General features: G+C 53.9%; 35 protein-coding genes and 1 tRNA gene. 35 read left to right on the forward strand and 1 reads right to left on the reverse strand.

Going from position 1 to position 22,706, the window contains the following annotated elements:
* Nucleotides 1-20 precede the first annotated feature (20 nt).
* From C2U41_RS01760 to C2U41_RS01930, 35 genes are all read left to right on the forward strand, one after another.
* On the forward strand, nucleotides 21-587 hold the full coding sequence (locus C2U41_RS01760; protein ID WP_374755695.1) for a dATP/dGTP pyrophosphohydrolase domain-containing protein: 567 nt from the start codon (nucleotides 21-23) through the stop codon (nucleotides 585-587).
* Nucleotides 587-871, forward strand: coding sequence for a DUF4752 family protein (locus tag C2U41_RS01765; RefSeq protein WP_103849092.1), 285 nt, complete (start codon nucleotides 587-589; stop codon nucleotides 869-871). Before C2U41_RS01760 ends, C2U41_RS01765 begins: the two co-directional genes overlap by 1 nt.
* Nucleotides 864-1,202: a hypothetical protein gene (locus tag C2U41_RS01770; protein WP_103849093.1), complete on the forward strand. Its 339-nt coding sequence runs from the start codon at nucleotides 864-866 to the stop codon at nucleotides 1,200-1,202. Before C2U41_RS01765 ends, C2U41_RS01770 begins: the two co-directional genes overlap by 8 nt.
* 240 nt (nucleotides 1,203-1,442) lie before the next feature.
* The gene (locus C2U41_RS01775) at nucleotides 1,443-1,895 is read left to right on the forward strand and encodes a recombination protein NinB (RefSeq protein WP_103849094.1); all 453 of its coding nucleotides are present in this window, start codon (nucleotides 1,443-1,445) and stop codon (nucleotides 1,893-1,895) included.
* Nucleotides 1,885-2,184: a DUF1364 family protein gene (locus tag C2U41_RS01780; RefSeq protein WP_044702921.1), complete on the forward strand. Its 300-nt coding sequence runs from the start codon at nucleotides 1,885-1,887 to the stop codon at nucleotides 2,182-2,184. Before C2U41_RS01775 ends, C2U41_RS01780 begins: the two co-directional genes overlap by 11 nt.
* Nucleotides 2,181-2,663: an AsnC family protein gene (locus tag C2U41_RS01785; RefSeq protein ID WP_052674422.1), complete on the forward strand. Its 483-nt coding sequence runs from the start codon at nucleotides 2,181-2,183 to the stop codon at nucleotides 2,661-2,663. Before C2U41_RS01780 ends, C2U41_RS01785 begins: the two co-directional genes overlap by 4 nt.
* Nucleotides 2,654-3,016 (forward strand): RusA family crossover junction endodeoxyribonuclease, encoded by a 363-nt coding sequence (locus tag C2U41_RS01790; RefSeq protein ID WP_103849095.1) that lies wholly within the window; start codon nucleotides 2,654-2,656, stop codon nucleotides 3,014-3,016. The genes C2U41_RS01785 and C2U41_RS01790 overlap by 10 nt, the downstream gene beginning before the upstream one ends.
* Nucleotides 3,013-3,696, forward strand: a complete 684-nt coding sequence (locus tag C2U41_RS01795; RefSeq protein ID WP_103849096.1) for a hypothetical protein — start codon at nucleotides 3,013-3,015, stop codon at nucleotides 3,694-3,696. The genes C2U41_RS01790 and C2U41_RS01795 overlap by 4 nt, the downstream gene beginning before the upstream one ends.
* Nucleotides 3,697-3,814: 118 nt before the next feature.
* Nucleotides 3,815-3,889: transfer RNA gene (locus tag C2U41_RS01800), tRNA-Asn, on the forward strand.
* A 182-nt stretch (nucleotides 3,890-4,071) separates the two neighbouring features.
* Nucleotides 4,072-4,395 (forward strand): phage holin, lambda family, encoded by a 324-nt coding sequence (locus C2U41_RS01805; RefSeq protein WP_000783764.1) that lies wholly within the window; start codon nucleotides 4,072-4,074, stop codon nucleotides 4,393-4,395.
* Complete coding sequence (locus C2U41_RS01810; protein WP_001195013.1) at nucleotides 4,379-4,828, forward strand: lysozyme; 450 nt, start codon at nucleotides 4,379-4,381, stop codon at nucleotides 4,826-4,828. The genes C2U41_RS01805 and C2U41_RS01810 overlap by 17 nt, the downstream gene beginning before the upstream one ends.
* Nucleotides 4,825-5,292 carry a lysis protein gene (locus tag C2U41_RS29455; RefSeq protein ID WP_001549455.1) on the forward strand — a complete coding sequence of 156 codons (468 nt, stop codon included), beginning with the start codon at nucleotides 4,825-4,827 and terminating at the stop codon, nucleotides 5,290-5,292. The genes C2U41_RS01810 and C2U41_RS29455 overlap by 4 nt, the downstream gene beginning before the upstream one ends.
* Before the next feature lie 198 nt (nucleotides 5,293-5,490).
* Nucleotides 5,491-6,009, forward strand: a complete 519-nt coding sequence (locus C2U41_RS01820; protein ID WP_001064347.1) for a Rha family transcriptional regulator — start codon at nucleotides 5,491-5,493, stop codon at nucleotides 6,007-6,009.
* Between the two features lie 60 nt (nucleotides 6,010-6,069).
* Nucleotides 6,070-6,690, forward strand: coding sequence for a putative metallopeptidase (locus C2U41_RS01825; protein ID WP_021241733.1), 621 nt, complete (start codon nucleotides 6,070-6,072; stop codon nucleotides 6,688-6,690).
* A 31-nt stretch (nucleotides 6,691-6,721) separates the two neighbouring features.
* Nucleotides 6,722-7,195, forward strand: a complete 474-nt coding sequence (locus C2U41_RS01830; protein WP_047063822.1) for a DUF2280 domain-containing protein — start codon at nucleotides 6,722-6,724, stop codon at nucleotides 7,193-7,195.
* Between the two features lie 2 nt (nucleotides 7,196-7,197).
* Nucleotides 7,198-8,820, forward strand: coding sequence for a TerL protein (locus tag C2U41_RS01835; protein WP_103849097.1), 1,623 nt, complete (start codon nucleotides 7,198-7,200; stop codon nucleotides 8,818-8,820).
* Nucleotides 8,820-10,289: a DUF1073 domain-containing protein gene (locus C2U41_RS01840; protein WP_103849098.1), complete on the forward strand. Its 1,470-nt coding sequence runs from the start codon at nucleotides 8,820-8,822 to the stop codon at nucleotides 10,287-10,289. The genes C2U41_RS01835 and C2U41_RS01840 overlap by 1 nt, the downstream gene beginning before the upstream one ends.
* Before the next feature lie 13 nt (nucleotides 10,290-10,302).
* Nucleotides 10,303-10,911, forward strand: coding sequence for a phage head morphogenesis protein (locus tag C2U41_RS01845; RefSeq protein WP_233901285.1), 609 nt, complete (start codon nucleotides 10,303-10,305; stop codon nucleotides 10,909-10,911).
* Nucleotides 10,912-10,925: 14 nt separating this feature from the next.
* On the forward strand, nucleotides 10,926-12,110 hold the full coding sequence (locus C2U41_RS01850; protein WP_103849099.1) for a DUF2213 domain-containing protein: 1,185 nt from the start codon (nucleotides 10,926-10,928) through the stop codon (nucleotides 12,108-12,110).
* A gap of 4 nt (nucleotides 12,111-12,114) precedes the next feature.
* Nucleotides 12,115-12,618, forward strand: coding sequence for a structural cement protein Gp24 (locus C2U41_RS01855; protein WP_006120173.1), 504 nt, complete (start codon nucleotides 12,115-12,117; stop codon nucleotides 12,616-12,618).
* 11 nt (nucleotides 12,619-12,629) lie between these two features.
* A complete protein-coding gene (locus C2U41_RS01860; protein ID WP_103849100.1) occupies nucleotides 12,630-13,571 on the forward strand; it encodes a DUF2184 domain-containing protein in 942 nt (313 codons plus the stop codon).
* 41 nt (nucleotides 13,572-13,612) lie between these two features.
* Complete coding sequence (locus C2U41_RS01865; RefSeq protein WP_103849101.1) at nucleotides 13,613-14,002, forward strand: STY1053 family phage-associated protein; 390 nt, start codon at nucleotides 13,613-13,615, stop codon at nucleotides 14,000-14,002.
* Nucleotides 13,968-14,375, forward strand: a complete 408-nt coding sequence (locus C2U41_RS01870; protein WP_103849102.1) for a DUF4054 domain-containing protein — start codon at nucleotides 13,968-13,970, stop codon at nucleotides 14,373-14,375. Before C2U41_RS01865 ends, C2U41_RS01870 begins: the two co-directional genes overlap by 35 nt.
* On the forward strand, nucleotides 14,372-14,926 hold the full coding sequence (locus tag C2U41_RS01875) for a hypothetical protein (RefSeq protein ID WP_103849103.1): 555 nt from the start codon (nucleotides 14,372-14,374) through the stop codon (nucleotides 14,924-14,926). The genes C2U41_RS01870 and C2U41_RS01875 overlap by 4 nt, the downstream gene beginning before the upstream one ends.
* Nucleotides 14,913-15,302 (forward strand): hypothetical protein, encoded by a 390-nt coding sequence (locus tag C2U41_RS01880; protein WP_045356294.1) that lies wholly within the window; start codon nucleotides 14,913-14,915, stop codon nucleotides 15,300-15,302. The genes C2U41_RS01875 and C2U41_RS01880 overlap by 14 nt, the downstream gene beginning before the upstream one ends.
* Nucleotides 15,292-15,840 (forward strand): phage neck terminator protein, encoded by a 549-nt coding sequence (locus C2U41_RS01885; RefSeq protein WP_422647630.1) that lies wholly within the window; start codon nucleotides 15,292-15,294, stop codon nucleotides 15,838-15,840. The genes C2U41_RS01880 and C2U41_RS01885 overlap by 11 nt, the downstream gene beginning before the upstream one ends.
* Nucleotides 15,841-15,843: 3 nt before the next feature.
* The gene (locus C2U41_RS01890) at nucleotides 15,844-17,004 is read left to right on the forward strand and encodes a DUF3383 family protein (RefSeq protein WP_103849104.1); all 1,161 of its coding nucleotides are present in this window, start codon (nucleotides 15,844-15,846) and stop codon (nucleotides 17,002-17,004) included.
* A gap of 10 nt (nucleotides 17,005-17,014) precedes the next feature.
* Entirely contained in the window at nucleotides 17,015-17,455 is a 441-nt protein-coding gene (locus tag C2U41_RS01895) for a DUF3277 family protein (RefSeq protein ID WP_000257257.1), read from the forward strand.
* Nucleotides 17,456-17,458: 3 nt separating this feature from the next.
* Nucleotides 17,459-17,884, forward strand: a complete 426-nt coding sequence (locus C2U41_RS01900; RefSeq protein WP_103849105.1) for a phage tail assembly chaperone — start codon at nucleotides 17,459-17,461, stop codon at nucleotides 17,882-17,884.
* 104 nt (nucleotides 17,885-17,988) lie between these two features.
* On the forward strand, nucleotides 17,989-18,072 hold the full coding sequence (locus tag C2U41_RS29620) for a DUF6889 family protein (protein WP_371831623.1): 84 nt from the start codon (nucleotides 17,989-17,991) through the stop codon (nucleotides 18,070-18,072).
* Nucleotides 18,062-20,065 (forward strand): hypothetical protein, encoded by a 2,004-nt coding sequence (locus tag C2U41_RS01910; protein ID WP_060615222.1) that lies wholly within the window; start codon nucleotides 18,062-18,064, stop codon nucleotides 20,063-20,065. The genes C2U41_RS29620 and C2U41_RS01910 overlap by 11 nt, the downstream gene beginning before the upstream one ends.
* On the forward strand, nucleotides 20,065-20,667 hold the full coding sequence (locus tag C2U41_RS01915; protein WP_103849106.1) for a phage baseplate protein: 603 nt from the start codon (nucleotides 20,065-20,067) through the stop codon (nucleotides 20,665-20,667). The genes C2U41_RS01910 and C2U41_RS01915 overlap by 1 nt, the downstream gene beginning before the upstream one ends.
* 1 nt (nucleotide 20,668) lies before the next feature.
* Nucleotides 20,669-20,974: a phage baseplate plug family protein gene (locus C2U41_RS01920; RefSeq protein WP_001160174.1), complete on the forward strand. Its 306-nt coding sequence runs from the start codon at nucleotides 20,669-20,671 to the stop codon at nucleotides 20,972-20,974.
* Between the two features lie 2 nt (nucleotides 20,975-20,976).
* Nucleotides 20,977-22,038 (forward strand): hypothetical protein, encoded by a 1,062-nt coding sequence (locus C2U41_RS01925; protein ID WP_103849107.1) that lies wholly within the window; start codon nucleotides 20,977-20,979, stop codon nucleotides 22,036-22,038.
* A gap of 1 nt (nucleotide 22,039) precedes the next feature.
* Nucleotides 22,040-22,384, forward strand: a complete 345-nt coding sequence (locus C2U41_RS01930; protein ID WP_233901286.1) for a hypothetical protein — start codon at nucleotides 22,040-22,042, stop codon at nucleotides 22,382-22,384.
* Between the two features lie 4 nt (nucleotides 22,385-22,388).
* Here the strand turns inward: C2U41_RS01930 and C2U41_RS01935 are convergent, their stop codons facing one another.
* The gene (locus tag C2U41_RS01935) at nucleotides 22,389-22,667 is read right to left on the reverse strand and encodes an Arc family DNA-binding protein (protein ID WP_369700970.1); all 279 of its coding nucleotides are present in this window, start codon (nucleotides 22,665-22,667) and stop codon (nucleotides 22,389-22,391) included.
* Between the last annotated feature and the right edge of the window lie 39 nt (nucleotides 22,668-22,706).

Genomic DNA, 22,706 nt, shown 5'->3' on the forward strand with positions numbered 1-22,706 from the left:
AAGGGCCAAAGGTGCCGCCTATGCAACCACGCATTACCATCAATATCGGCGAGTCAGCATCATCGGCGCAATTACGCAGGTTGATACGTGATCGGCACGCTGCATGGTCACTGGAAACCTTTGGAGATGTTGGCCCTGTCGGTCCGCTAAAACACCTGGCGAAAGAAGCGCTGGAGGCCGCCGCAGCACCAGATGATTTATCCGAGTGGGCGGATCTCCAATTCCTCTTGTGGGATGCCCAGCGGCGTGCCGGTATCTCTGACGGCGAAATCACAGCAGCGATGGAAGAAAAGCTGAAAGTGAACATGGCGCGCCAGTGGCCTGAACCGAAGGACGGAGAGCCGCGATTACACATCAAGGAGCCTGGCAATTCTCCGGTAATCCCGGATGGTTGGATTCCAGTAGGTGATCGGATGCCTCAGACTGGTGAGACTGTCGCATTGTTCGGTCCCGATGTGGCTGAACCAGTAACTGGATACCTAACCGATTACGGTGAATTTGTTTGGGCATTAGAGAAACATTCTCACTCCATTTTGGTATCTCACTGGATGCCATTTCCAGCAGTTACCAGGCAGGAGGGGAAGTGATGGACGCTTTCGCGAAATATACGATTATTGACTGGATTGTCCTCTTTCAGGTGGTGCTCATCTGGTTTTTTATGGCTTACAAGGCTGGGCAATGGATTTTCGGCGTAGCACTTCGTAAAGGCTGGCGGTGGTGGAATCGTAAGGATGAGAAATTGCTGGCTTTGGATTCCTTTTACGAGGCGTTTAACCTTGGGGATATCCAGCCGGGGAATGCCATGGTGGTCACCACTGAAAGCGGTATGACTATTCGCATCCACAAGCCAAAGGGGCCGGATAATGGCTAAAACCGCCGCCGAACGCAAAGCTGCCCAGCGCGCCCGGCAAGCCGCTGCTGGTGGGCGTAAATTTGAGCTCATACTTGATACACAGGAACTGGAGATGCTGGAGCGCAATTGTGCCGCCCGCCGCCCAGGGCGAGCGCCGTATGAAATGAGCGAATACGTCGCGATGCTGATCCGCCAGGACGATGCCCGCGTTCGTGGTCGTATCAAGTCGATCAGCGCGAACCGCTGCGGTAAATGCGGCGATGCGCTGCCGGTTAAGTCGTGTCCGTGCGACGGTGATTCGCAATGCTGGGTTACGCGTGGCTGGCACGAAACAAAACTTGCTCTGTGACATGTCACAATATAATCAATAATATACAAGCCTCCTCGGAGGCTTTTTTTGTCGGCGTTAAATTGCTTTTGCCACAATGCCCAGCCATAATATCCCTGTCAGCCTGAACAACTGACACCCGGACATTCGCGCCACGGAGAACACCATGGCGCAGCACCACCAGCTTAAACACAATCGCCTGACGTTATCCGACGTCAGCGATTTGTCGTATCTGTCGCTTAACCTCTTCGGGGGTGACGCGTGAGCCAACAATTCCACCTCGTTAACGAAATCGTTAAGCAGAACGCTATCAACTACATTCGTCAGTTGCCGGTCGACAGCAAGCGCCCGCTTATTCTCGACGTCAAAGAGTCGACGCGCACCGCTATTCAAAATCGCAAGATGTGGCCGCTCCTGAAAGACCTTTCCGACCAGGTTCTCTGGTTCGGTAATAAATACGATTCCGACGACTGGAAAGACCTCATCACCGCGCTGGTGGCGAAGACCAAAAAGCAGGAACAGCGAATGGCCCCCGGCCTTGACGGCGGCGTAGTGATGTTCGGCAAGCGCACCAGCAAAATGACCATCCCCCAGATGGTCGAAGTCATCGAGACGATTTACTGGTTCGGCACCCAGCAGGGAGTCACTTTCAGCGAACAATCCCGCAATGAAATCGAATGGGCAAAGCGCTGGGGGGAAAGCAATGCGAAATAACCCCAGTCAGAGAACCTACCGCAGCAAAAAATGGCTCGCGGCTGTCGGGCAGATCGAGCAGTGCGTGTTATGCGGTTCGTGGGGGACGCAGGTAGCACATCGCAACGAAGGCAAAGGCATGGGCCTGAAAGCTGATGATTGCGCCACGGCGGCGATCTGCGTTTGCTGCCACGACAGCATCGACAACGGGAGCAAGCTATCGCGCGACGAACGTCGCCAGCTTATGGACCGCGCTATCGTTCTGACCGTTATCCAGATCGCCCGCCTTGGGCTGGTGGTGCCAGCATGAAAATTGACAAAACTGGACGATTGCTTAGCGATAACGCACTTAAAAATATGGGTGGCTCTGGGCGCTTCAAGGCTAAGCATGGGATGAAAAACACGCCGGAATACCGAGCGTGGATTGATATGAAAAACAGGTGTTCTAATCCGAATGTAAGGTCTTATTCAAATTATGGAGGTAGGGGGATCACTGTCTGTAAAGAGTGGGTAGAGAGTTTTGAAGAATTCTTCAAATACGTCGGTCCTCGCCCAGATGGTTACAGTCTTGACAGGATTGACACCAATGGGAACTACGAGCCCGGAAACATTAGATGGGTTACGAATCGCAGCCAACAAAATAATAAAAGAAATACCGTCTTTGTAATGTTTGATGGTCAAAAAATATCAGCCAGTGAGTATGCGAGAGCTGTAGGCATGAAGCCGGACACAGTACACGCAAGAATTCGTCGAGGCTTGAAGCTTGATGGGGCGATCATATGCAAGTGATTTATGAGATTACCCCTGTACCTAAGCCAAGACAAACCCGCGCAGACAAATGGAAAACACGCCCAGAGGTCATGCGTTACCGCGCGTTCTGCGATGAAGCTCGCCTGCGCAAAATCCACCTGCCGGAGTCCGGCGCGCACGTCACTTTCGTTATGCCAATGCCCCCGAGCTGGAGCAAAAAGAAGCGAGAACAATTCAACGGCAAACCGCACAAGTCAAAACCAGACTGCGACAACATGCTTAAAGCACTGATGGATGCCCTGTTTGATGATGATTCCAGCGTCTGGGATTGTCGCATTACAAAGCTATGGGGAGAAAAAGGCCAGATCATCATTCGGGAGAACGGACAATGACACGCAACGACATTAACAATTACCAGAAAGCGTCTGTTGAGCGTACCAACCCGCAAAACGCCTGGGTGATGCTGGCAGCAGCACCACGCAGATCTTACCTGGGGAAATACCGCCGACTGACACCATCGCAAAGCCGTTGGGTTCGTTCGTTGCTGAACCACTGGGGCGGTATGTACGGGGGCAGCGGAACAGAGCACCTTTCTGGTGGCGGTGGTATGTGGTCAATGATATTGACCGGCTGGACTGGCGAGCAGCAGGAGCGGATCGCTACCGTGCTGTCTGGTCTGCGTAAAATTGGCTATACCGGCGATGCGTTGTTTGAGCAGGCGAAAGCCATCATTTGGCCGAAGAAATCACTTTCTGACCTGATTGGCAATGCCGGGGATCAGGAGGAAGCTGCATTCATGGAGGCTATCATCCTGAAGTCCTTCAAGCCGGGTAATCCCGTGTATGAGATAGGGAAGGACTATTACACCTGGCGGAAAACCATCAATGGCATGGCACGATGGATGCAGTATTACTACGCGCCGTTTCTGACCGAAAAGCAATGTATTGACCGTGTGCGCTGGTGTATTGAGTTGTTCAACTCTGCTGTCTTCTTCACGCTAAAAGATGAATTAGGCTTCGAAAATGCAAAAACTTGCGAAAAAGACTTGAAAACGAGTTTTGAAACTGCATAATTCAGATATGCTCGGACGTCAAAGGCGAAAGAGCTTACCCACCAGCGGAGATGCCTTGCGCGGAGCGGTGTGAACCACATTTAAGCCCTTGCAGAAATGCAGGGGCTTTTTGCATTCAGGGTCAGAAGCACAGAGGTTGTGAGATCGGCTGTTAACCGATTGGTCGAAGGTTCGAATCCTTCCTGTCCCGCCAAATACCTACCAGGACCATAAGAGCAAAAGCTCAACGCACTACCCTCTATTGCCCACCGCGCCGTGGGCTTTTTTATTGCAGGCCGCAGATATCATTTTCAGATGCCATGTAGCAATCAGAGTCTGACGGCCTTTCCCCTACAAACACACACAGCACCATCCGGAAAATCGGAGGTGAGGCCTATGAAAATGCCATACAAACAAGATTTCATCGCTGCGCTACTTGCCGCCAAGGAGCAGGGTATTGGTGCAATGCTGGCTTTTATCATGGCGTATCTGCGTGGTCGCTATAACGGCGGCGCGGTAACAAAAACGCTAATTGATGCGCTGATGTGCGCGATGATTGCCTGGTTCGTTCGTGACCTTCTGGACTTTATCGGCCTGAGCAGCAACCTCGCCTACATAGCCAGCGTCTTTATTGGATACATCGGCACCGATTCGATCGGCAATCTTATTAAAAAACTTGCAGCAAAAAAGGCGGGAGTTGACGATGCAAACCAGTCCTGACGGAATTGCTCTGATAAAAAAATTTGAAGGTTGTCGGCTGACTGCTTACCCCGACCCCGGAACGGGAGATGCGCCGTGGACCATCGGCTATGGCTGGACCCATCCGGTTGACGGAAAGCCAGTAAAGCGCGGTATGACTATCGACCAGCAAACCGCTGACAGGCTTCTGAAAACAGGGCTTGTTGGTTATGAGAATGACGTGCTGAAAGTTGTCAGGGTGAAGCTGACACAAGGCCAGTTCGACGCACTGGTGTCGTTCGCTTACAACGTTGGGTCGCGTGCTCTTTCCACATCTACACTGCTGAAAAAGCTGAATGCTGGCGATATAAAAGGCGCGGCAGATGAATTTCTGCGCTGGAATAAATCAGGCGGAAAGGTGATGCCGGGGCTCACGAATCGCCGCAAGGCAGAGCGAGCTCTGTTCCTGTCATGATTAGCGCACTGGTTAAGCGTTACTGGCTGCAGTTGCTGGTGCTGGCGTTAATCGGCGCACTGGCTTTCTTCGTGAACCACTACCGCGACAACGCCATCACTTACAGAGACCAGCGCGATAAGGCCACTGAGAAACTCCTCCTGGCGACCGCCACCATTAAAGACATGCAGACCCGCCAGCGTGATGTCGCTGCACTGGATGCCAAATACACCGGAGAACTGGCTGATGCGAAAGAAACCATTGAGCGTCTGCATAGCGATGTCATTGCTGGCCGTAAGCGGCTGCAAGTCGCCGCCACCTGTGCAAAGTCAACGACCGGAGCCAGCAGCATGGGCGATGGAGAAAGCCCAAGACTTACAGCAGATGCTGAACTCAATTATTACCGTCTCCGAAGTGGAATCGACAGGATAACCGCGCAGGTTAACTACCTGCAGGAATACATCAGGACGCAATGCCTGAAATAATTTTTTTGCAAATCACAAAGTCAATTTAATGAGCCTCGCGATGCGGGGCTTTTTTATGTCCGCAGTAAACGCGCATCTCACGCGCATATTAACGAGAGCCTTTCAGTAAGCGAGCCTGAGAAATGCCGTTATAGGTGGCGACCTCTCTCGGGCGGCTTTTCTGTGAGACAGGCTCACTTTCTAAAAGGTAAAGACGCTATGAATAATCCGTCAGTTATTCCGGCCTTCGACTTCCGCGAAATGGTCACGACCCTCGACAACAAGATAATCACCACATCACTCAAGGTGGCGGATTACTTTGGCAAGCGACACAAAGACGTTTTGCGTGCCATACGTAACCTGAAATGCTCCGATGACTTCACCCAGCGCAATTTTGCGCCCATTGATTTCATTGATAAAAATGGCGATGTTCAGCCTATGTATAACATCACCCGCGACGGATGCATGATGCTAGTGATGGGATTCACTGGCAAAACAGCTGCCGCAGTGAAGGAGTGTTACATCAATGCCTTCAACTGGATGGCCGAGCAGCTAAACCGGCGCATGGCGATGGGTGAAGAATTGCAGCATCGCTACGCCATCAAAGAAACGCGCTCAAAGCTGAAAGGCACGATCGGAAGCCGTTTGATGAACGAGCGGAAGAAAGAGAAGCGCGTCCTGGAGCTCGAACATGAGCACATCATGCAGGTAACGCAGCCGGAATTACTTATTGGCTGATCGCGGCATTACAGAAGCCCTTCACTGAGGGGCTTCGATAATGGAGCACTGGAATTATTCATGAACAGACCTCACCCGCCAGCGCATTTTACGATGCCACCTGACCCGAAGCCGTACATCAGCATTATGCCCGCTAATGACGTTGGCGAGTGGCTGAATCAGCACATCCTGAGCGATGAGGGTGACCTCTACAACCCTGACCACCAGCATTTGCTTGAAGCGGATCTGTGCTTTCTCTGGGCATCGAACGCTTTCGAGAAGAAAGGGCGCTCCGTGCTTGGGCAGGCGGAAGAAGTGGCAATGCGGGCAGGAGGCTGGCAGAAAGCGCGGATGGAGCAGCAGATGTATGAATGGTTCGGCAGGGTGCCGCAGTTCATCATCACGCTGGCCGCCGATTACTGTTCGCAATGTTCCGATCTGGAATTCTGCGCGCTGATAGAGCACGAGCTTTATCACATCTGCCAGGCGACAGATGAATTTGGTGCGCCGAAGTTCACGCAGGAAGGGCAGCCAAAGCTGAAGCTGCGCGGCCATGACGTGGAAGAGTTTGTGGGCGTGGTTCGCCGTTACGGCGCGAGCCGGGACGTGCAGGAAATGATTGATGCGGCGAATCAGCCAGCGGAGGTTGCTCATCTCGATATTGCCAGAGCGTGCGGGACGTGCATGCTGCGACTGGCTTAAATACTGGACTGTATAAGACGAATGGTGATTTATGGCTGCATTAAAACCTGATGTGAAAGCCTTCATCATTCAGTCGCTTGCGTGCTATGACACGCCATCGCAGGTGGTCGAGGCTGTCCATAAAGAATTCGGGATCAAGATCACCCGCCAGCAGGCTGAATCTCACGACCCCACGAAGGCCAGCGGTAAGACGCTCGCTAAAAAGTGGATCGAGATGTTCCACGCGACGCGCGAACGGTTCCTGACCGAAACCAGCGACATTCCGATCGCGAACAAATCCTATCGCCTCCGCGTGCTTGACCGCATGGCAACCAAAACCGAGGGGATGAAAAACTTCTCCCTGACGGCGCAGCTGATTGAACAGGCCGCGAAAGAGGTTGGCGACGCTTACACCAATAAGCTGAAGGTTGAAAGCACCGGCAAGGATGGCGGCCCGATCAAAACCGAGACGACCAACCTCACCGCAGATCAGGCCGCAGAGATTTACCGCAAGATGATGGGGTGATCATGCCTCTCCCGTTTGAATTCGATTTCAGAAAACCTGATTACCAGATGGTTTTTGAATGGCGGATGGAGCGCTTACAGCGCATTCGCCAGAACCCTGAAATGCTGCCAGCACTAAAACAGTTTTACCGCACCAACCCGGCACAGTTCATCATCGACTGGGGTATGACTACTGACCCGCGTAACATCGATTATGGCCTGCCGGTCACCATCCCTTTTCTGCTGTTCCCGAAACAGGAAGAGTGGATTCACTGGATCATGGAGCGGCGCGAAAAGCTGGAGAACGGCATCACCGAAAAGAGCCGCGAAATGGGGCTCAGCTGGACGGCGATCGGCCTGGCCTGCTCGCTCTGCCTGTTCAACAAAGAAATGGTTATCGGCTTCGGCTCCCGTAAAGAGGAATACGTCGACAGCACCGGTGACCCGAAAGCGCTGTTCTGGAAGGCGCGCAAGTTCGTGGAAACGCTGCCCGTCGAGTTTCGCGGTTCGTGGGACGAGAAGAAGCACGCGCCCTACATGCGCGTTGAGTTTCCCGATACTGGCGCGGTCATCAAAGGCGAGGCTGGCGACAATATCGGACGTGGTGACCGTACCACGCTCTACCTGGTGGATGAGGCTGCATTCCTCCAGCGTCCTCTGCTGATTGATGCGGCGCTGTCGCAAACCACCCGCTGCCGTATCGACCTGAGTTCGGTTAACGGCATGGCGAACCCGTTCGCGCAGAAGCGTCACGGCGGGAAGATACCGGTATTCACATTCCACTGGCGAAATGACCCGCGCAAGGATGAAGAGTGGTATCGCAGGGAATGCGAGAAAATCGACAATCCGGTGGTGGTGGCGCAGGAACTTGACCTGAACTACAGCGCATCAGCGGAAGGCGTCCTGATCCCGTCCGACTGGGTACAGGCTGCCGTCGACGCGCATATCAAGCTGGGTATTCAGCCAACGGGCAAACGACTGGGCGCGATGGACGTCGCCGACGAAGGCCGGGACAAAAACGCCTTTTCGACCCGTCACGGTTTCCTCCTGGAGAACGTGCGGGAATGGTCCGGCGTGGGCAGCGACATTTACCAGTCCGTTGAGAAGGTCTTCGGCTTTTGCGAACAGGACAACCTCGAAGAGTTTCGCTTCGACGAGGATGGTCTGGGCGCTGGCGTTCGCGGCGATGCGCGTGCCATCAACGAACTGCGTAACGCTGCGCGCCGACCGTCAATACTCGCCACACCGTTTCGCGGTAGCGGCGCGGTGTTTGATCCGGACGACGAAGCGGTGCGCGGCGACAACGGACAGGCCGCCCGCCTGAACAAGGACTTCTTTGCTAACGCCAAGGCCCAGAGCTGGTGGCAATTACGCAAGCTTTTCCAGAACACCTATCGCGCCGTGGTTGAGGGAATGGCCTACAACCCGGACGAAATTATCTCAATCAGCAGCGCCATGGCGAGCAAAGACAAACTCATCATCGAGCTGTCGCAACCGACCTATTCCATTAACGGTGTGGGGAAAATCGTTGTTGATAAACAGCCTGACGGCACCAAGTCGCCGAACCTCGCCGACTCGGTGATGATCAGCTACGCGCCAATGAATTCAGCCCTGAACATCTGGGAGCTGCTAGGGAGACAGGCCTGATGGCACGAAACAAGCAAGCCTCTCAGCGAACGGCGCAGGCCACCGCTGATGGCTATGAAAACTTTGTCGCCCGCGTGGGGATGCAGACGCCTAACCAGCACTCAGCATCGACCTACCGGGCGAACTTCACCAGCCGCAACCGCATGCTGGTGGAATGGTCATATCGCGGATCGTGGGTTATCGGCGAAGCGGTCGACGCTATCCCGGACGATATGACCCGCAAAGGCATTCGCATCACCTCGGAGATTGACGCCAAAGACCGTGGCACCCTCGAAGCGCAGCTGGATGAGTTGCAGATCTGGGATGCGCTGAACGACGTGCTGAAATGGTCGCGTCTCTACGGCGGCGCGGTTGGCTTCATCATGATTGAGGGGCAGGCACCAATGACCCCGCTGCGGCTCGAAACCATTGGAGAAGGCAAGTTTAAGGGCATTCTCCCGCTCGACCGCTGGATGATTAACCCGGTGCTGACACGCCGCATTAAAGAGATGGGGCCGGACCTCGGCAAGCCTGAGTTTTACGACGTGGTGACCACCGCAACGGGCATTCCGGCCTGGCGCATCCATCACAGCCGCCTGATCCGCTTTGATGGCGTCACGCTGCCATTCCAGCAGAAGATGACCGAAAACGAATGGGGAATGTCGGTTGTAGAGCGTATCTGGGATCGGCTTACTGCGTTCGATAGCGCTACTGTCGGCGCGGCGCAGCTGGTCTATAAAGCGCATCTGCGTACCTATAGCGTGGAGAAGTTGCGCGAGCTTATCGCGCTTGGAGGCCCGGCGTTCGAAGCGTTGCTGAAGAACATCGACCTGATCCGCCAGCTCCAGAGCAATGAAGGTATGACGCTCATGGACTCGCGGGATAAGTTCGAAACCCACCAGTACAGCTTTAGTGGTCTGGATGACATTCTTTCGCAGTTTGCTGAGCAGATCAGCGGTGCCGTTGGTATCCCGCTGGTGCGACTGTTCGGTCAATCCCCGAAAGGCTTCTCTACTGGTGACGCAGACCTCGCCAACTATTACGACCGGGTGAGCTCATTGCAGGAGCGCCGCTTACGGCTGCCGATGCGCCGGATACTGGACATTATGCACCGCTCGGATCTAGGTAAGCCGCTGCCGGACGATTTCACGTTTGAGTTTAACCCGCTATGGCAAATGTCTGACGTTGACCGCTCAACGGTGGCCGTAAACACCGCCAACGCGATCAGCACCGCGCTGGGCGACGGATTGATGACGCGTAAGGCGGCGATGACCGACCTGCGCGAAAACTCTGACGTCACCGGCATCGGGGCATCCATTACCGACGAGGACATAGAGAATGCCGAAGACGAAGCGCCGCCAGGCATCGGCGAACTTGGCGACAAACCGCCAGAGTCGCCAGGCGGAGATCCGATATCGAACGAGCCTACGGCAGATAGCGCGGGCGGTCGGGGATATCGTAAATGGGCGCTACGATGGTTCAAACGATAGCGTCACCGAAATAATGGATGCGCTGGAGCGCTACAGCGAAATCATCACCCCCTGGGCGACGAAGGTAGCTGAGAACTTCACCGCAGACATAGCGCGCCAGAATGAAAAGCAGTGGCGTCAGCACAGCCGGAACATCAGCGCAGAGCTGCGCAACATGGTTGACCGCGCCCCGGTAGGCCAGGTGATGAAATCCATCGTCGCCGAGCAAATTAAGTACATCAAATCGCTGCCTCTTGAGGCCGCCGATCGGGTGTATGACATTCAGAACAAAGCCATCGAGGCCGTTGTGACTGGTGGACGCGCTGAGCCATTCGCGAAAGAGATAGCGGCATCAGGTGACGTGTCACGCTCGCGAGCGAACCTTATCGCACGTACCGAGCTTGGACGCGCAACCGGCGCGCTGGATCAGGCGCGTGCGCTGTCTATCGGTTCAAATGGTTATATCTGGCGTACAGCCGAAGATGGCGACGTCAGACATTCTCATCGGGAGATGGAAGGGAAGTTTGTCGAATGGGGCCGACCTCCAACGCTTGACGGCATGACCGGTCACGCTGGTGAGCTCCCGAACTGCCGCTGTTACAAAGAAATCGTCTTCCCCAAACCTCATTCTTATCTCGCCTGAATCGCAGGTAAACCATGAAATATTTTTTCAATACCCGGCTGGGTGAAACCCGCTATCAGCTGGCTGACGGCTCTCTGTTGTGCAAAGACGTGCCGATAGGTCGAACGGGTAAACAGCTCTACGGCGCTGCCGATCTGCCAAACCTCAAACCCGATAAGCTCGGTGAGATAGTCGTAACGCGCTCTCCTGAGCAGGTATTCCATCCGGCCACGCTCGCCTCATTCGAAGGGATGAGCATCACGATCCTGCATCCTGAAGATGAAAACGGGAATGTGCGGCTGGTAAATCCCGAGAACTGGAAAGAGCTTGCTGTCGGGCATCTTCAGAACGTGCGGCGTGGGACTGGTGATCAGTCTGATTTGATGCTGGCTGACCTTATCGTCAAAGACGAAAGCGCCATTCAGCTGATCGAAGATGGTCTGCGCGAAGTGTCGTGCGGCTATGACGCGGAGTACGAGCAGACCGAGCCTGGTAAAGCCGAACAGGTCGATATTACCGGAAACCATGTGGCTCTTGTCCCTAAAGGCAGAGCCGGAAATCGTTGTGCAATTGGAGACAGAGACACAATGGCAAATCAAAAGAAAAGCTGGTGGACCCGCATGCGCACGGCCATCAAAACGGGTGACGCTGACACCATGAACGAACTGCTGGACTCTGCGCCAGCGGCGGTAACGGGTGATGAAGGGGATCTGCCGAGCGGCGTTAACCTCAACATTAACCTTTCACCGCAGCAACCATTGCCGGACAAAAAGCCGGAGATGGGTGGAGAGCCAACCGGCGACGGCGAGGACGATATCAAAACCTTGCTCAAAGCCCTGCTGGCTAAGCTGGAAGGAAATGCGACCGGCGACGGCGAGGACGACGAAGAGGAAACCACGATTACCGGTGACTCTGCCTATCGTGCCGAAGTTATCGTCCCGGGTATCGATCTGAGCCGTAAGGTGAAACCGACCGCGTTCAAACGTGATGTGCTGGCTGCCGCTGACAAAACACTGGTTCGCCAGGTTGTCGGTGATGCTGATATCCGCAAATTGCCTAAGCAATCGGTCGATATGGCATTTAACGCCGTGTCTGAGATTGCCAAAGGGCGAAACACCAGCAGCACCACGGGCGATGCACAACGCCAAAATATGGGCATGACCAGCATCGCTTCCCTGAACAAACAAAACGCCGACTTCTGGTCTAGCCGCAAAGGATAATCCAATGACTGCATATCTGTACCGGATGCCTGTTGGCATTGCCGGGGCTATCTCTCGCCCGCAGGACTTAACCGTCGAACCGGTGATCCTTAAATCCGCTAACGCCTTCGCTGCCTATGGTCTGGCTGGAAAATACGACGCTGACGGCTTTTTCGTGCCGCTGGCGGACGGTGACACCGCCGACAAGGTGAAGGGTATCTACGTTCGTCCGTATCCAACCACATCGCAGCCAGACATGGTTCGCCAGGTGGGGACGGATAAGAACTTCCCGGGCGACGCCATGAAGCGTGGCTACATGACCGTTAACCTCGGATCTGGATTCGATGCCAGTACCATCAAAAAAGGCGCGCCTGTCTACGTGGTTGTTTCGCTCGATTCAACCATTGACGTGCCGCTGGGCGGCTTCATGTCCACGTCCGTCAGTGGCAAAAACGTGGCGCTGACCAACGCCGAATTCACAGGGGCCGGTGACGCTAACGGCAATGCAGAAATCTCCTGGAAGATTTAAGGAACAGACGAATGATTACTTTTGATCAGGCAACCGTTGATAGCTCTGGTGCCTTTCTCATCGGGGAGCTGGAGCGACTCGACCAGACGCTGAACCTGCCGCTGGTGGGTTACACCTGGACCCGCGATATTCAGCTGCGTGAAGACGTTTCTATCGCAGATGACATTTCCAGCTGGACTAACACCAGCTTTGGCGCGGCGGGAACTGGCGCAAATCCGAACGGTAAAAACTGGGTAGGCAAAGACTCCACTGCTATTGCTGGCGTGAACGTTGATATCGGCAGAGACGGCAATCCGCTGAACCTCTGGGGCATGGAACTGGGCTGGACCGTTGTAGAGCTGGCAGCAGCTCAGCAGGTAGGCCGCCCGATTGATACCCAGAAGTACGACGGTATGCAGCTCAAATGGCAGATGGACAACGACGAGCAGGTTTACATCGGCGATGATGCGCTCGGACTGAAAGGTCTGGCAAACCTCATTGGTGTGACGCTGAACAACGCGCCGAAGACCTGGGCGAACTCCACTAACGACGAGATCCTCGATAGTGTGAACAGCATTCTGTCGAATGCCTGGGCAGCTTCCGGTTATTCCGTCGTGCCTTCTGATCTGCGCATTCCGCCAGAACAGTATTCACTGCTGGCGAGCCGTAAGGTTTCCGAAGCGGGTAACCAGTCGCTGCTGACCTATCTGGCTGTGAACACTATCGCTTTCCACCAGAACGGCGTTCCGCTGGAAATCAAAGCGGTTAAATGGCTGAAAGGGCGCGGGGTTGGCGGTAAAGACCGTATGGTCGCCTACACCAACGACAAGAAATACGTGCGCTATCCGCTGGTGCCGTTGCAGAGCGTTCCTATCCAGTATCGCGGTCTGTACCAGATTGCGACCTACTACGGCAAGCTCGGTGCGGTTGAGCCAGTGTACAAAGAAACCCTATCCTACGTGGACGGTATCTGATAACCAGAACGGCCCCGAAAGGGGCCAGAAGGAAACTGAAAATGGCGAAAGAAAAGCTGGTTACCATCCATGTTCACACCCCGTTTACGCTGACGCTCGGCGATCAGTCAAAACAGGAGTTTGGCCGGGGACGGCATAACGTACCGGAAGAGGTCGCGTCGCACTGGTTCACCCGGGCGCATTCTGAGCTTTCCGAAAGCGTGATTAGCGACACCAATGATCTGCAACCCGTTATCGACAGCCTGCAAGCGCAGATTGCCGACAAAGATAAGCAGATTGTCGATAAAGATCAGCTGATTGCCGACCTGAAAGAAGCGCTGCTCAAGCTGCAAGAGCAGAACGACAGCCTGCAAGCGCAGATTGCTGCCGCCCAGACTGGCGGTAATGGGGCGAAAGATGCCAAAGAATCAAAGCCTGCCAACAGTAAGTGATTTTCGCCGCGACTTCCCGCAGTTTGTTGACCCTGCCAAATATCCAGAAGCACAAATCCAGTTTCGTCTGAATCTGGCCGATGTGCTGCTGAGCGAAAACGTCACCGGCAAAGAGTTGTTTCCGTATTTTGCCGAGTTGTTCGTGGCTCACTACATGACGCTATGGGCGGCAGATAGCCGGGCAATGCTGGTTGGCGGCCCGGGCGGTTCAACCAATGGTGTGCAGTCCTCCAAGTCCGTTGACAAGGTAAGCGTCAGCTATGACACCAGCGCGACGCTAAACCCTGACGCTGGCTTCTGGAATAACACCCGATACGGCGCTGAATTTTATCAGCTGATCACGATGTTCGGTGCGGGCGGTCGCCAGCTATGAGTTTCAAAAGCGGTGTAACAACGAGGGTGGATAACGCTCAGGCCATTCTGGATGCGCTCAGGTCGCTAACCAAAAAGGATGTGCTGGTCGGCATTCCTGAAGAAGACAGCGAGCGTGAGGATGTTCCGTTTGGTAATGCCGGGATCGGTTACGTCAACGAATACGGCTCACCAGCGCAAAACATCCCCCCACGCCCGCACCTGATCCCCGGCGTTAAATCGGTAGAGGAACAGACAGTGCCGCAGCTCAAAGCAGCGGCGCAGGCTGCGCTTGATGGTAATGCGGCGGGTGCGGAAAGAGCTCTCAACCGTGCAGGTACAGTGGCAGCAAGAGGTGTGAAAAATTACATCAAAGCTGCCGATTTTACTCCGCTTGCAGATAGCACCGTTGAAGCACGCGCGCGCCGTGGTCGCAAAGGTGCGAAAGCGGAACTTGCGCGACGGGCTGCTGGCGAATCCCCAGGCACCACTTTGGCTAAGCCTCTTTACGATACAGGTAAATATCTTGCCGCGATAACTCATGTTGTGAGGGATAAAGATGCCGAATCTTGATGTGACGGACGTACTTTTTGACCCCGATTTTTGCGACTTCAACCTGTGGGTAACGCGTCGCGCGCAAACGGTGGACGAGGACGGGATCGGCAGTGACAGCGAAGTTAAAACGCAGTTTGCCGGGGTTGTTACCGTTGACCGCTCTCTGGAAAACCGCCGCATGCAGGCCGGGCAGGTTATCAGCGGCGCGATTCTTATCGTGACAACTGAGCGGCTGACACAGGGGCAGACTGGCCGTGATGCCGATATCGTGACGTATCAGAACCGTGATTATCGTGTGACATTCGTCGATCCGTATACGGCTTACGGTGCTGGCTTCGTCCAGGCACATTGCGAACTATTGCCGTTTGATGGGGGTACTCCCGTTGAGCAATAACACCAGCACAGAGCGTGGCTGGCTGACACCCACCAGCGGCGATCCGGATTATGACGAAGCGCTCGACAGGCTGTTAAGCCAGTGGATGCGCAACGTTTCCGGCTTGCCAGCTGGGATGGTTCGCCCGCGCTGGCAGAAAGAACAGCCATCACTACCGTCAGTTGAAACGAACTGGTGCGCGTTCGGCGTTACCGGGTGGCCCATTGATAACAGTCCTGCATTCACCAATCAGACCGATGAGGGCGCTCAGCTCTGGCGGCATGAAACGTTCGAGTGCATGGCGTCGTTCTATGGCCCGGCTGGTATGTCTTATGCGTCCCGTTTTCGCGATGGCATATCTGTCCCGCAAAATAATGCTGAGCTGAACGCGCTCGGTTTATCCCTGGGCGACTATACCGGTCTGACCCCTTTCCCCGAGCTTATCAACCAGCAATGGGTTCGCCGCTACGACATGACGGTTCGCCTGCGCCGGAAGGTTGTGCGCGAGTACGGCATCAAATCGCTGGTGGAAGCGCCAGTCACCTTTTTTGGAGAATAAACTATGACGCAGGGCTTACCTGTATCCAACGTTGTAAACGTTGATGTGATCATCTCGCCGAAAGCGGCTACTGGTCGTAACTTCGGCGCGCTGCTGATCCTCGGTTCTTCCACTGTCATTCCGGTGCAGGAGCGCATTCGCCTTTATGCTTCCGTTGAGGACATTGGCGAAGACTTCGGAGTCGACAGCCCGGAATATAAAGCGGCGCAGGTATTTTTCAGCCAGTCGCCGAAGCCGACGCAGGTTTATGTTGGCCGCTGGGCGAAGACGCTGACCTCTTCCGAAGGTGGAAGCGTGGAAACCATCGTGCAAGCTGTTAATGCCTGCCTGCAATATACCAACTGGTATGGGCTGGTTGTCGCTGATGATGTTGCTGATGGCGGTGATGTGCTTGATGCTGACGACGTGATTGAGGTTGCTAAACTCATCGAAGCGTCCAGTCTGAGCCGCATTTTCGGGGTAACCTCTGCCGATGCCGAGATTATCAATACGACCTCGACGACCGATGTTGCGTCAAAATTAAAGGCTGGCAAGTATTCCCGGACCTTTATTCAGTATTCCACCAGCAGCCCTTATGCGGCGGTTTCAGCTTTCGGTCGCGCGTTTACTGTCAATTTCAACGGCAGCAATACCACCATTACCCTGAAATTCAAACAGGAACCAAGCGTAACCTACGAAACGCTGACGGTAGGCCAGGCGGCGGCTGTGGATGCGAAGAATGCGAACGTGTTCGTGTACTACGCCAACGACACGGCGATCCTGCAACAGGGTGTCATGGCGAACGGCGACTTCTTCGACGAGCGCCACGGGCTCGACTGGTTGCAGAACTACGTTCAGACCAACCTCTATAACCTGCTTTACACCAGCACCACCAAAATTCCGCAGACTGATGCCGGTGTGACCCGTCTGCTTTCCAACGTTGAACAGTCCATGGATCAGTCCGTCACGAATGGTCTGGTAGCGGCTGGCGTGTGGAATGGTGGCCCTATCGGACAGCTGAATTCCGGCGATACGCTGACCAAAGGCTATTACGTGTATGCGCAACCGCTGTCCGAACAGGCGCAGGCCGACCGCGAAGCGCGCAAAGCACCGTTAATCCAGGTGGCCTGTAAGCTGGCTGGCGCAGTTCATTATGCCGATGTGCAGATCAACGTGGTTCGCTAAGGAGCGATAAATGGCAACTTATTCTTTTCTCGATGTAACCGCGTCGCTCACCGGGCCGACCGGCGTTATCGATCTTGGTCAGGGTTCTGCGAACTCTGAGGAAGGTATCACCCAGACCATGGGCGGCAACAAAAACACCATGACCATCGGTGCCGATGGCGAGGTGATGCACAGCCTGCACGCCGATAAGTCAGGCACCATTACGGTGACGCTGCTGAAAACCTCCCCGGTGAATAAAAAGCTGTCTCTGGCGTATAACGCGCAAAGCCAGTCCTCTGCCACCTGGGGCAATAACGTGATCGTCATTCGCAACACGGCATCGGGTGATATTTCTACTGCGCGTTCGTGTGCATTCCAGAAACAGCCTGATTTCAATAACGCCAAAGAGGGCGGAACTGTCGCCTGGGTATTCGATTGCGGCAAGATTGACCAGCTGCTCGGGGAGTTTTAACGCATGGAATTCGAAATTAAGGGCGTGAAATATCGCACTGCAAAACTCAGCGTTTTCGAACAGCTGAAGGTGTCCCGCAAGCTGTTGCCGGTGCTGGCCGGGATGGTTTCTGACTTTCGGAGCGTTCAGGAGAAGATCAGCAGCAAAGACACCGAAGGCGCGATGGCTACCATCCTGCCAAAGATTGCCAATGCAGTGTCCGATCTGAGCGATGGCGACGTGGACGCTATCCTGTTCCCCTGCCTTTCCGTTGTTTCACGCGAGCACATGAAAGGCTGGGTGCCGGTCTGCCAGCATGGCGAAATGGCGTTTGACGATATCGACCTGCTGACCATGCTGCAACTGGTGGCGCGGGTGGTCGCCGACTCGCTGGGAAATTTTTTGCAAGGACTCCCTACCAGCGAGACGCCCACCCCGCCAGTGGAATAACCTTCAACAGCCTGCCGGGCGGTGAAGATTTTATTCTTCGTCCGGCGCTTGCCTTCCATATTGACCAGAAAGACCTTAACAGCGGCGCGGTAGACCTCTGCCGCATCGCGCTTCTCAATGACTACCTCGACATGCGCGAGGATAACGACGCCCGGGTAGATAAATGGAGAGCGGCCAATGAGCGGTAACGCAGATACGATTAAAGACTTCCTTGTTTCGCTGGGGTTCGATATCGATCAGGCTGGCGCTAATAAGTTCGAAGCTGTGCTGAAAGGCGTTACCGCGAACGTTCTGAAGGTCGGCGCGGTGGTGGAAGGCGCAGCGCTGAGCATTGTCGGATTTACCACCCAGATTGCGAATGGTCTGGATAAAATTTACTGGGCATCCCAGCGGACGGGGGCCAGCGTCCAGGGCATCAAAGCGCTGGGCTATGCCGCATCGCAAACCGGTGCCAGCGCTGAGTCGGCTATGTCTTCCCTAGAAGGGCTGGCTGGCTTCATGCGTAGCAATCCGGGGGCGGAAGGGTTCCTGAACCGTCTGGGCGTACAGACTCGCGATGCCAGCGGAAAGATGCGTGATACTGCGGCCATCTTTACTGGCGTTGGGCAAAAGCTCAACAACATGCCGTATTACCGCGCGAAGCAATACGCGCAGATGCTTGGCATCGATGAAAACACGCTGATGGCGATGCGCAGAGGGATGGGGCAGCTCAGTTCTGAGTACGCGTTGACGGCAAAGCGTATTGGTTTTAATGCTGAGTCAGCGGCTAAACAGTCCAATATTTTCATGACCTCCATGCGTAATCTGACGATGACGCTTGGACAGGCGAAAGACAAGATTGGCTCTAACCTAGCTGGTGGCCTTGCTGGCAGTATTGATAACTTCCGCAGGCAGATACTCGACAACTGGCCGAAGATTGAAGCGGTCATCACGAAGATCATCAAAGGAATTCTCTGGGCAGGTGACGCGATTACCCGCGTGTTATGGCGAACTGGGCAAGCTGTTGAGGGTGTGATCGCCTGGTTCAAAAAGCTGAACCCAGCCACGCAGCAGCTTATCGCATTGTTCAGTGGGCTGTTGGTTGCATGGCGGCTGCTAAATACCGCTTTCATGTCATCACCCTTGGGCATGATAACGACGCTTATTATTGCACTTGGTCTGCTCTTGGATGATTACCAGACGTGGAAAGAAGGTGGCAAAAGCCTGATTGACTGGGGGAAATGGAAGACTGAAATTGATCAGGCCGTCAAAATGATTGGTGACCTGAAAAAGACTGTTACGGACCTGACAAAAGCGCTGGCTAAGTTGCTCGGTATTGACCCCAAGTCATGGTCCCTAAAGTGGGATTTTAGCAACTTCATTTCGCAAATGGGTGAGTTCGGCAAGATGCTGAACATGATCGCTGATTTGCTGAATGCCATAAAAGATGGCAACTGGGCGCAGGCCGCTAGTATAGGCAAACAGCTGCTAAATCAGGGCAGCGGGCAACCGAGTGCCACACCGGCAGTAGAGGATAGCGCCAACAGAAGCGCTGACTGGGTTAAGGAGAATCTGGGATTTGACCCGCGCAGCGTAGGCAGAACCATTCGCGGGTGGTTTGGTGATGATGAGCCTGACCAACATGCCCAGTCTGCTAAAGCTCCACGAGGTATTAGAAATAATAACCCCGGTAATATCGACTTTCGTGGGCAATCTGGGGCGACGCTCGAAAGGCCTGGCGGCAGGTTCGCCCGGTTTGAAACTGCCTATGATGGCCTGAAAGCGCTTTCCCGACAATTAATGCGCTACTTTGAAGGTAAGACGACAGGCAAGCCGCTGCAAACCCTTAACGATATAATCTCTACGTGGGCACCGGGGAATGAAAATAATACCGGTGCTTACATTGCTCAGTTATCGAAAATGATGGGTGTGGCTCCTGATGCCATTCTCAACCTTAAAGATCCGCAGGTAATGTCCTCTCTGATGAATGGAATTATCCATCATGAGAACGGGAGAAACCCTTACCCAAGTGAATTGGTTCGTATGGCCGCTGGTGGCGGTGCTTCACAAAACATACAGCAAGAAACGGTTATTAATATTCACGGTGTATCTGATCCACGTGAGGCTGCCAATATCACAGTTGAGCGGCAGAAGAACGTTAATTCACAACTTACTCAACAACTTCGAACGGTGCCGAGCTAATGGATATTCTCTCCGCTATTTTTCGCCAGCAATCCCGGCGAATTGGCATATTAATTCCCAGCGTGGTCGTCTCCGAAAAGCATTCTGATGCGCTCGAAATTACTGAGCACCCGGTGGAGAAGCCAACAACGAATAGTGCCTCGGGTTTCATCGCCGATCATGCGTACAAGCGCCCCAGTGAAGTCACAATGGAATGCGGCTTCGCTGGTGGCGGTTCGTTGCTGGATTTCATTGATACATCTTCAATCGGTCTTAGCGCTGGGCTTAGCCCAAAGGAGACATACCAAAAGCTGCTGGATATGCAGCTTGAGCGCGTGCCATTCGATGTGGTGACCGGAAAGCGGGTATACAGCAATATGCTGGTGCGAGCCATCGAGGTGACAACGGATAAAACCAGCGAGAACGTGCTGAACTGCACGCTTACCCTGCGTGAAGTGATCATGTCGCAGACGCAGAGCGTTAGCGTTGCAGATAAATCAGATATGCAGGATGGCGTCAGCACATCGGCGGTGCAGAATTCCGGGACGAAATCCACTACACCGCCAAACGAATCCTTGCTGAGCCAGCTGGGCGGAAGCGTTACATCAGCATTCGGGGGATGATATGCAGTTTAACGAAATACCGCTTTCTCCTGACAATCAGCAGTTCCGCGTTTTGCTGGGCAATACCACGTATACGCTCAGGATCATCTGGCGTGATGCGGCTGGCTGGATTATGGACGTGATGGATAGCGGCGGTGCTGCGCTTCTCTCTGGCGTACCTCTACTGACCGGCGTGAACCTTTTGCGACAATATCCACAGCTTGGCATTGATGGCGCGCTGGTGGTGGCGACCGATAAGGGCGCACCAGACGAGCCCACCAAAACCAACCTCGGCACATACAGCCACCTCATTTTCGTGCAGGAGTAGAAATGTCTCTTAACTGGATGCGCCATTTTGAGTTGCAGCTGTTGGACCAGAACGGGCAGGGGATTTCCCTGTCTGACTTTAAGGTCACGTTCCAGATCGAGTGGGCAGATACACGCTGGCCGCGCGTGGCAAACGTGAAAATTTACAACCTTTCGACTGATACCACGAACAAGATACTGGGGCAGGAGTTTGCCAAAGTTCGCATAATTGCCGGGTATGACGGTATAGCGCCGGATGTTGATGCGAGCCAGGTCGGCGTCGCCCGGGAGATTTCACCAGACCAGATAGGACAGGTGAACGGTCAGAACTACGGCCTGATTTTTGACGGTGATATTCGCTTCACCGTCACCGGGAAGGACAACATTACGGATTCCTGGGTGTTGATTCAGGCCATTGGTGATCACGAAGCGTTCCTCTATGCGACCACCATCACCACGCTTGCCGCTGGCTATACCGTTGCGGATCTGCACCGGGCGACGATGCAGGATTTCAACGCGTTTGGCGTGACACAGGGCATTACCGGTGACTTTCCTGATACCGTGTTTCCTCGTGGCCGTGCGATTTATTCATCCACCCGTAACGTGATGGATAATATTGCTGCGCAGTGCAAAGCGACATGGCAACTGGTGGATGGTCAGGTCCAGATGGTGCCGGAGGATAAATATATTCACGAAGCTATTTTGTTGAATGCAGATACTGGCCTGATCGGTATGCCGCAACAAACGATGGGCAGCGGCGTAAACGTGCGGTGCCTGATAAACCCGAACATCCGCATTAATGGTCTTATCCAGCTCGATCAGGCTTCGGTGTACCGCGCCGCGCTCGGCAATAGCGAAATCGCACAGTCGCCCGGTCGCATCACCGAAACAGAAGAGAACGGCAACCGTGTGCTGACAGGCACAACGTCACAGGCAGCCAGCATTGCGACGGATGGCGTTTATATCGTCAAAGCTATCGATTATACTGGTGACACCAGAGGTCAGGCGTGGTACATGGATTTGATGTGTTTTGCGCGTGGCAGCCGCGATTTGCAAAGTTCTTCAACGATGAATAAGGCGCAATAAGGTGTTTATTTTACGTTTTGCTACCGTAATTTTTACGTTGTTTTCAACTGCCGTATTGGCTGATGTTCGCTGTGGTGATTTTACCCTAACGTCAAGCAATGACGGGTTTATGCATATTAATGGTGTTCGCCCGGAGTCTCAGAAGTTTACCTTCCTTAAAGGTAATGGGGATTATGGCAACATCAAATATGAATGGATGGTAAAGACTAATCAGCCGGGTAAATGGCTGGGTATGGAGTATATAAAACGCAATGGCAATAAGCGCATATTGAATGTTCAGCTTGCCCAGGCTGACATGAGTGCGCCAAGGCAATATGCAACATACGACTGTTTGAAAACAAACTAGCCCACTACTTAGTGGGCTTTTTGTTATTTTTCCCCATGTGTTCTTCAACGATTTTTGACAACATCTCCTGATAAACACTGGAGGCATGCGCCATTGCTGCGGCAAATTCATCCATATTATCCACCTTACTAAAGAACTCATCACGCTTAGTGATTGATGACGAATGGCTCGTATCGTTGTCAGGCGGCAATGCATCTTGAAGTATTTGCACAATCTCGGCGTTCATAGAGCGCCCATTCGCTTTTGCTCGTTCTGCAATTTTCTCTTTTAACTCTTCCGGCATGCGCAGACCAAACGGGGCGATCAAGCTTGCACCTTTCAT

The sequence above is a fragment of the Citrobacter freundii complex sp. CFNIH4 genome, assembly GCF_002934505.1.
Lineage (GTDB): Bacteria > Pseudomonadota > Gammaproteobacteria > Enterobacterales > Enterobacteriaceae > Citrobacter > Citrobacter freundii.

What these genes read in the sequence shown, in the direction of transcription:
- C2U41_RS01920 (WP_001160174.1), top strand. Translation starts at nt 20,669, where the DNA reads ATGCAGTTTAACGAAATACCGCTTTCTCCTGACAATCAGCAGTTCCGC.
- C2U41_RS01805 (WP_000783764.1), top strand. Translation starts at nt 4,072, where the DNA reads ATGAAAATGCCATACAAACAAGATTTCATCGCTGCGCTACTTGCCGCC.
- C2U41_RS01900 (WP_103849105.1), top strand. Translation starts at nt 17,459, where the DNA reads ATGGAATTCGAAATTAAGGGCGTGAAATATCGCACTGCAAAACTCAGC.
- C2U41_RS01835 (WP_103849097.1), top strand. Translation starts at nt 7,198, where the DNA reads ATGCCTCTCCCGTTTGAATTCGATTTCAGAAAACCTGATTACCAGATG.
- C2U41_RS01865 (WP_103849101.1), top strand. Translation starts at nt 13,613, where the DNA reads ATGGCGAAAGAAAAGCTGGTTACCATCCATGTTCACACCCCGTTTACG.
- C2U41_RS01895 (WP_000257257.1), top strand. Translation starts at nt 17,015, where the DNA reads ATGGCAACTTATTCTTTTCTCGATGTAACCGCGTCGCTCACCGGGCCG.
- C2U41_RS01870 (WP_103849102.1), top strand. Translation starts at nt 13,968, where the DNA reads ATGCCAAAGAATCAAAGCCTGCCAACAGTAAGTGATTTTCGCCGCGAC.
- C2U41_RS01770 (WP_103849093.1), top strand. Translation starts at nt 864, where the DNA reads ATGGCTAAAACCGCCGCCGAACGCAAAGCTGCCCAGCGCGCCCGGCAA.
- C2U41_RS01925 (WP_103849107.1), top strand. Translation starts at nt 20,977, where the DNA reads ATGTCTCTTAACTGGATGCGCCATTTTGAGTTGCAGCTGTTGGACCAG.
- C2U41_RS01850 (WP_103849099.1), top strand. Translation starts at nt 10,926, where the DNA reads ATGAAATATTTTTTCAATACCCGGCTGGGTGAAACCCGCTATCAGCTG.
- C2U41_RS01765 (WP_103849092.1), top strand. Translation starts at nt 587, where the DNA reads ATGGACGCTTTCGCGAAATATACGATTATTGACTGGATTGTCCTCTTT.
- C2U41_RS01795 (WP_103849096.1), top strand. Translation starts at nt 3,013, where the DNA reads ATGACACGCAACGACATTAACAATTACCAGAAAGCGTCTGTTGAGCGT.
- C2U41_RS01855 (WP_006120173.1), top strand. Translation starts at nt 12,115, where the DNA reads ATGACTGCATATCTGTACCGGATGCCTGTTGGCATTGCCGGGGCTATC.
- C2U41_RS01880 (WP_045356294.1), top strand. Translation starts at nt 14,913, where the DNA reads ATGCCGAATCTTGATGTGACGGACGTACTTTTTGACCCCGATTTTTGC.
- C2U41_RS01875 (WP_103849103.1), top strand. Translation starts at nt 14,372, where the DNA reads ATGAGTTTCAAAAGCGGTGTAACAACGAGGGTGGATAACGCTCAGGCC.
- C2U41_RS01935 (WP_369700970.1), bottom strand. Translation starts at nt 22,667, where the DNA reads ATGCCGGAAGAGTTAAAAGAGAAAATTGCAGAACGAGCAAAAGCGAAT.
- C2U41_RS01825 (WP_021241733.1), top strand. Translation starts at nt 6,070, where the DNA reads ATGAACAGACCTCACCCGCCAGCGCATTTTACGATGCCACCTGACCCG.
- C2U41_RS01820 (WP_001064347.1), top strand. Translation starts at nt 5,491, where the DNA reads ATGAATAATCCGTCAGTTATTCCGGCCTTCGACTTCCGCGAAATGGTC.
- C2U41_RS01910 (WP_060615222.1), top strand. Translation starts at nt 18,062, where the DNA reads ATGAGCGGTAACGCAGATACGATTAAAGACTTCCTTGTTTCGCTGGGG.
- C2U41_RS29455 (WP_001549455.1), top strand. Translation starts at nt 4,825, where the DNA reads ATGATTAGCGCACTGGTTAAGCGTTACTGGCTGCAGTTGCTGGTGCTG.
- C2U41_RS01810 (WP_001195013.1), top strand. Translation starts at nt 4,379, where the DNA reads ATGCAAACCAGTCCTGACGGAATTGCTCTGATAAAAAAATTTGAAGGT.
- C2U41_RS01760 (WP_374755695.1), top strand. Translation starts at nt 21, where the DNA reads ATGCAACCACGCATTACCATCAATATCGGCGAGTCAGCATCATCGGCG.
- C2U41_RS01890 (WP_103849104.1), top strand. Translation starts at nt 15,844, where the DNA reads ATGACGCAGGGCTTACCTGTATCCAACGTTGTAAACGTTGATGTGATC.
- C2U41_RS01780 (WP_044702921.1), top strand. Translation starts at nt 1,885, where the DNA reads ATGCGAAATAACCCCAGTCAGAGAACCTACCGCAGCAAAAAATGGCTC.
- C2U41_RS01915 (WP_103849106.1), top strand. Translation starts at nt 20,065, where the DNA reads ATGGATATTCTCTCCGCTATTTTTCGCCAGCAATCCCGGCGAATTGGC.
- C2U41_RS01845 (WP_233901285.1), top strand. Translation starts at nt 10,303, where the DNA reads ATGGATGCGCTGGAGCGCTACAGCGAAATCATCACCCCCTGGGCGACG.
- C2U41_RS01785 (WP_052674422.1), top strand. Translation starts at nt 2,181, where the DNA reads ATGAAAATTGACAAAACTGGACGATTGCTTAGCGATAACGCACTTAAA.
- C2U41_RS01830 (WP_047063822.1), top strand. Translation starts at nt 6,722, where the DNA reads ATGGCTGCATTAAAACCTGATGTGAAAGCCTTCATCATTCAGTCGCTT.
- C2U41_RS01860 (WP_103849100.1), top strand. Translation starts at nt 12,630, where the DNA reads ATGATTACTTTTGATCAGGCAACCGTTGATAGCTCTGGTGCCTTTCTC.
- C2U41_RS01840 (WP_103849098.1), top strand. Translation starts at nt 8,820, where the DNA reads ATGGCACGAAACAAGCAAGCCTCTCAGCGAACGGCGCAGGCCACCGCT.
- C2U41_RS01790 (WP_103849095.1), top strand. Translation starts at nt 2,654, where the DNA reads ATGCAAGTGATTTATGAGATTACCCCTGTACCTAAGCCAAGACAAACC.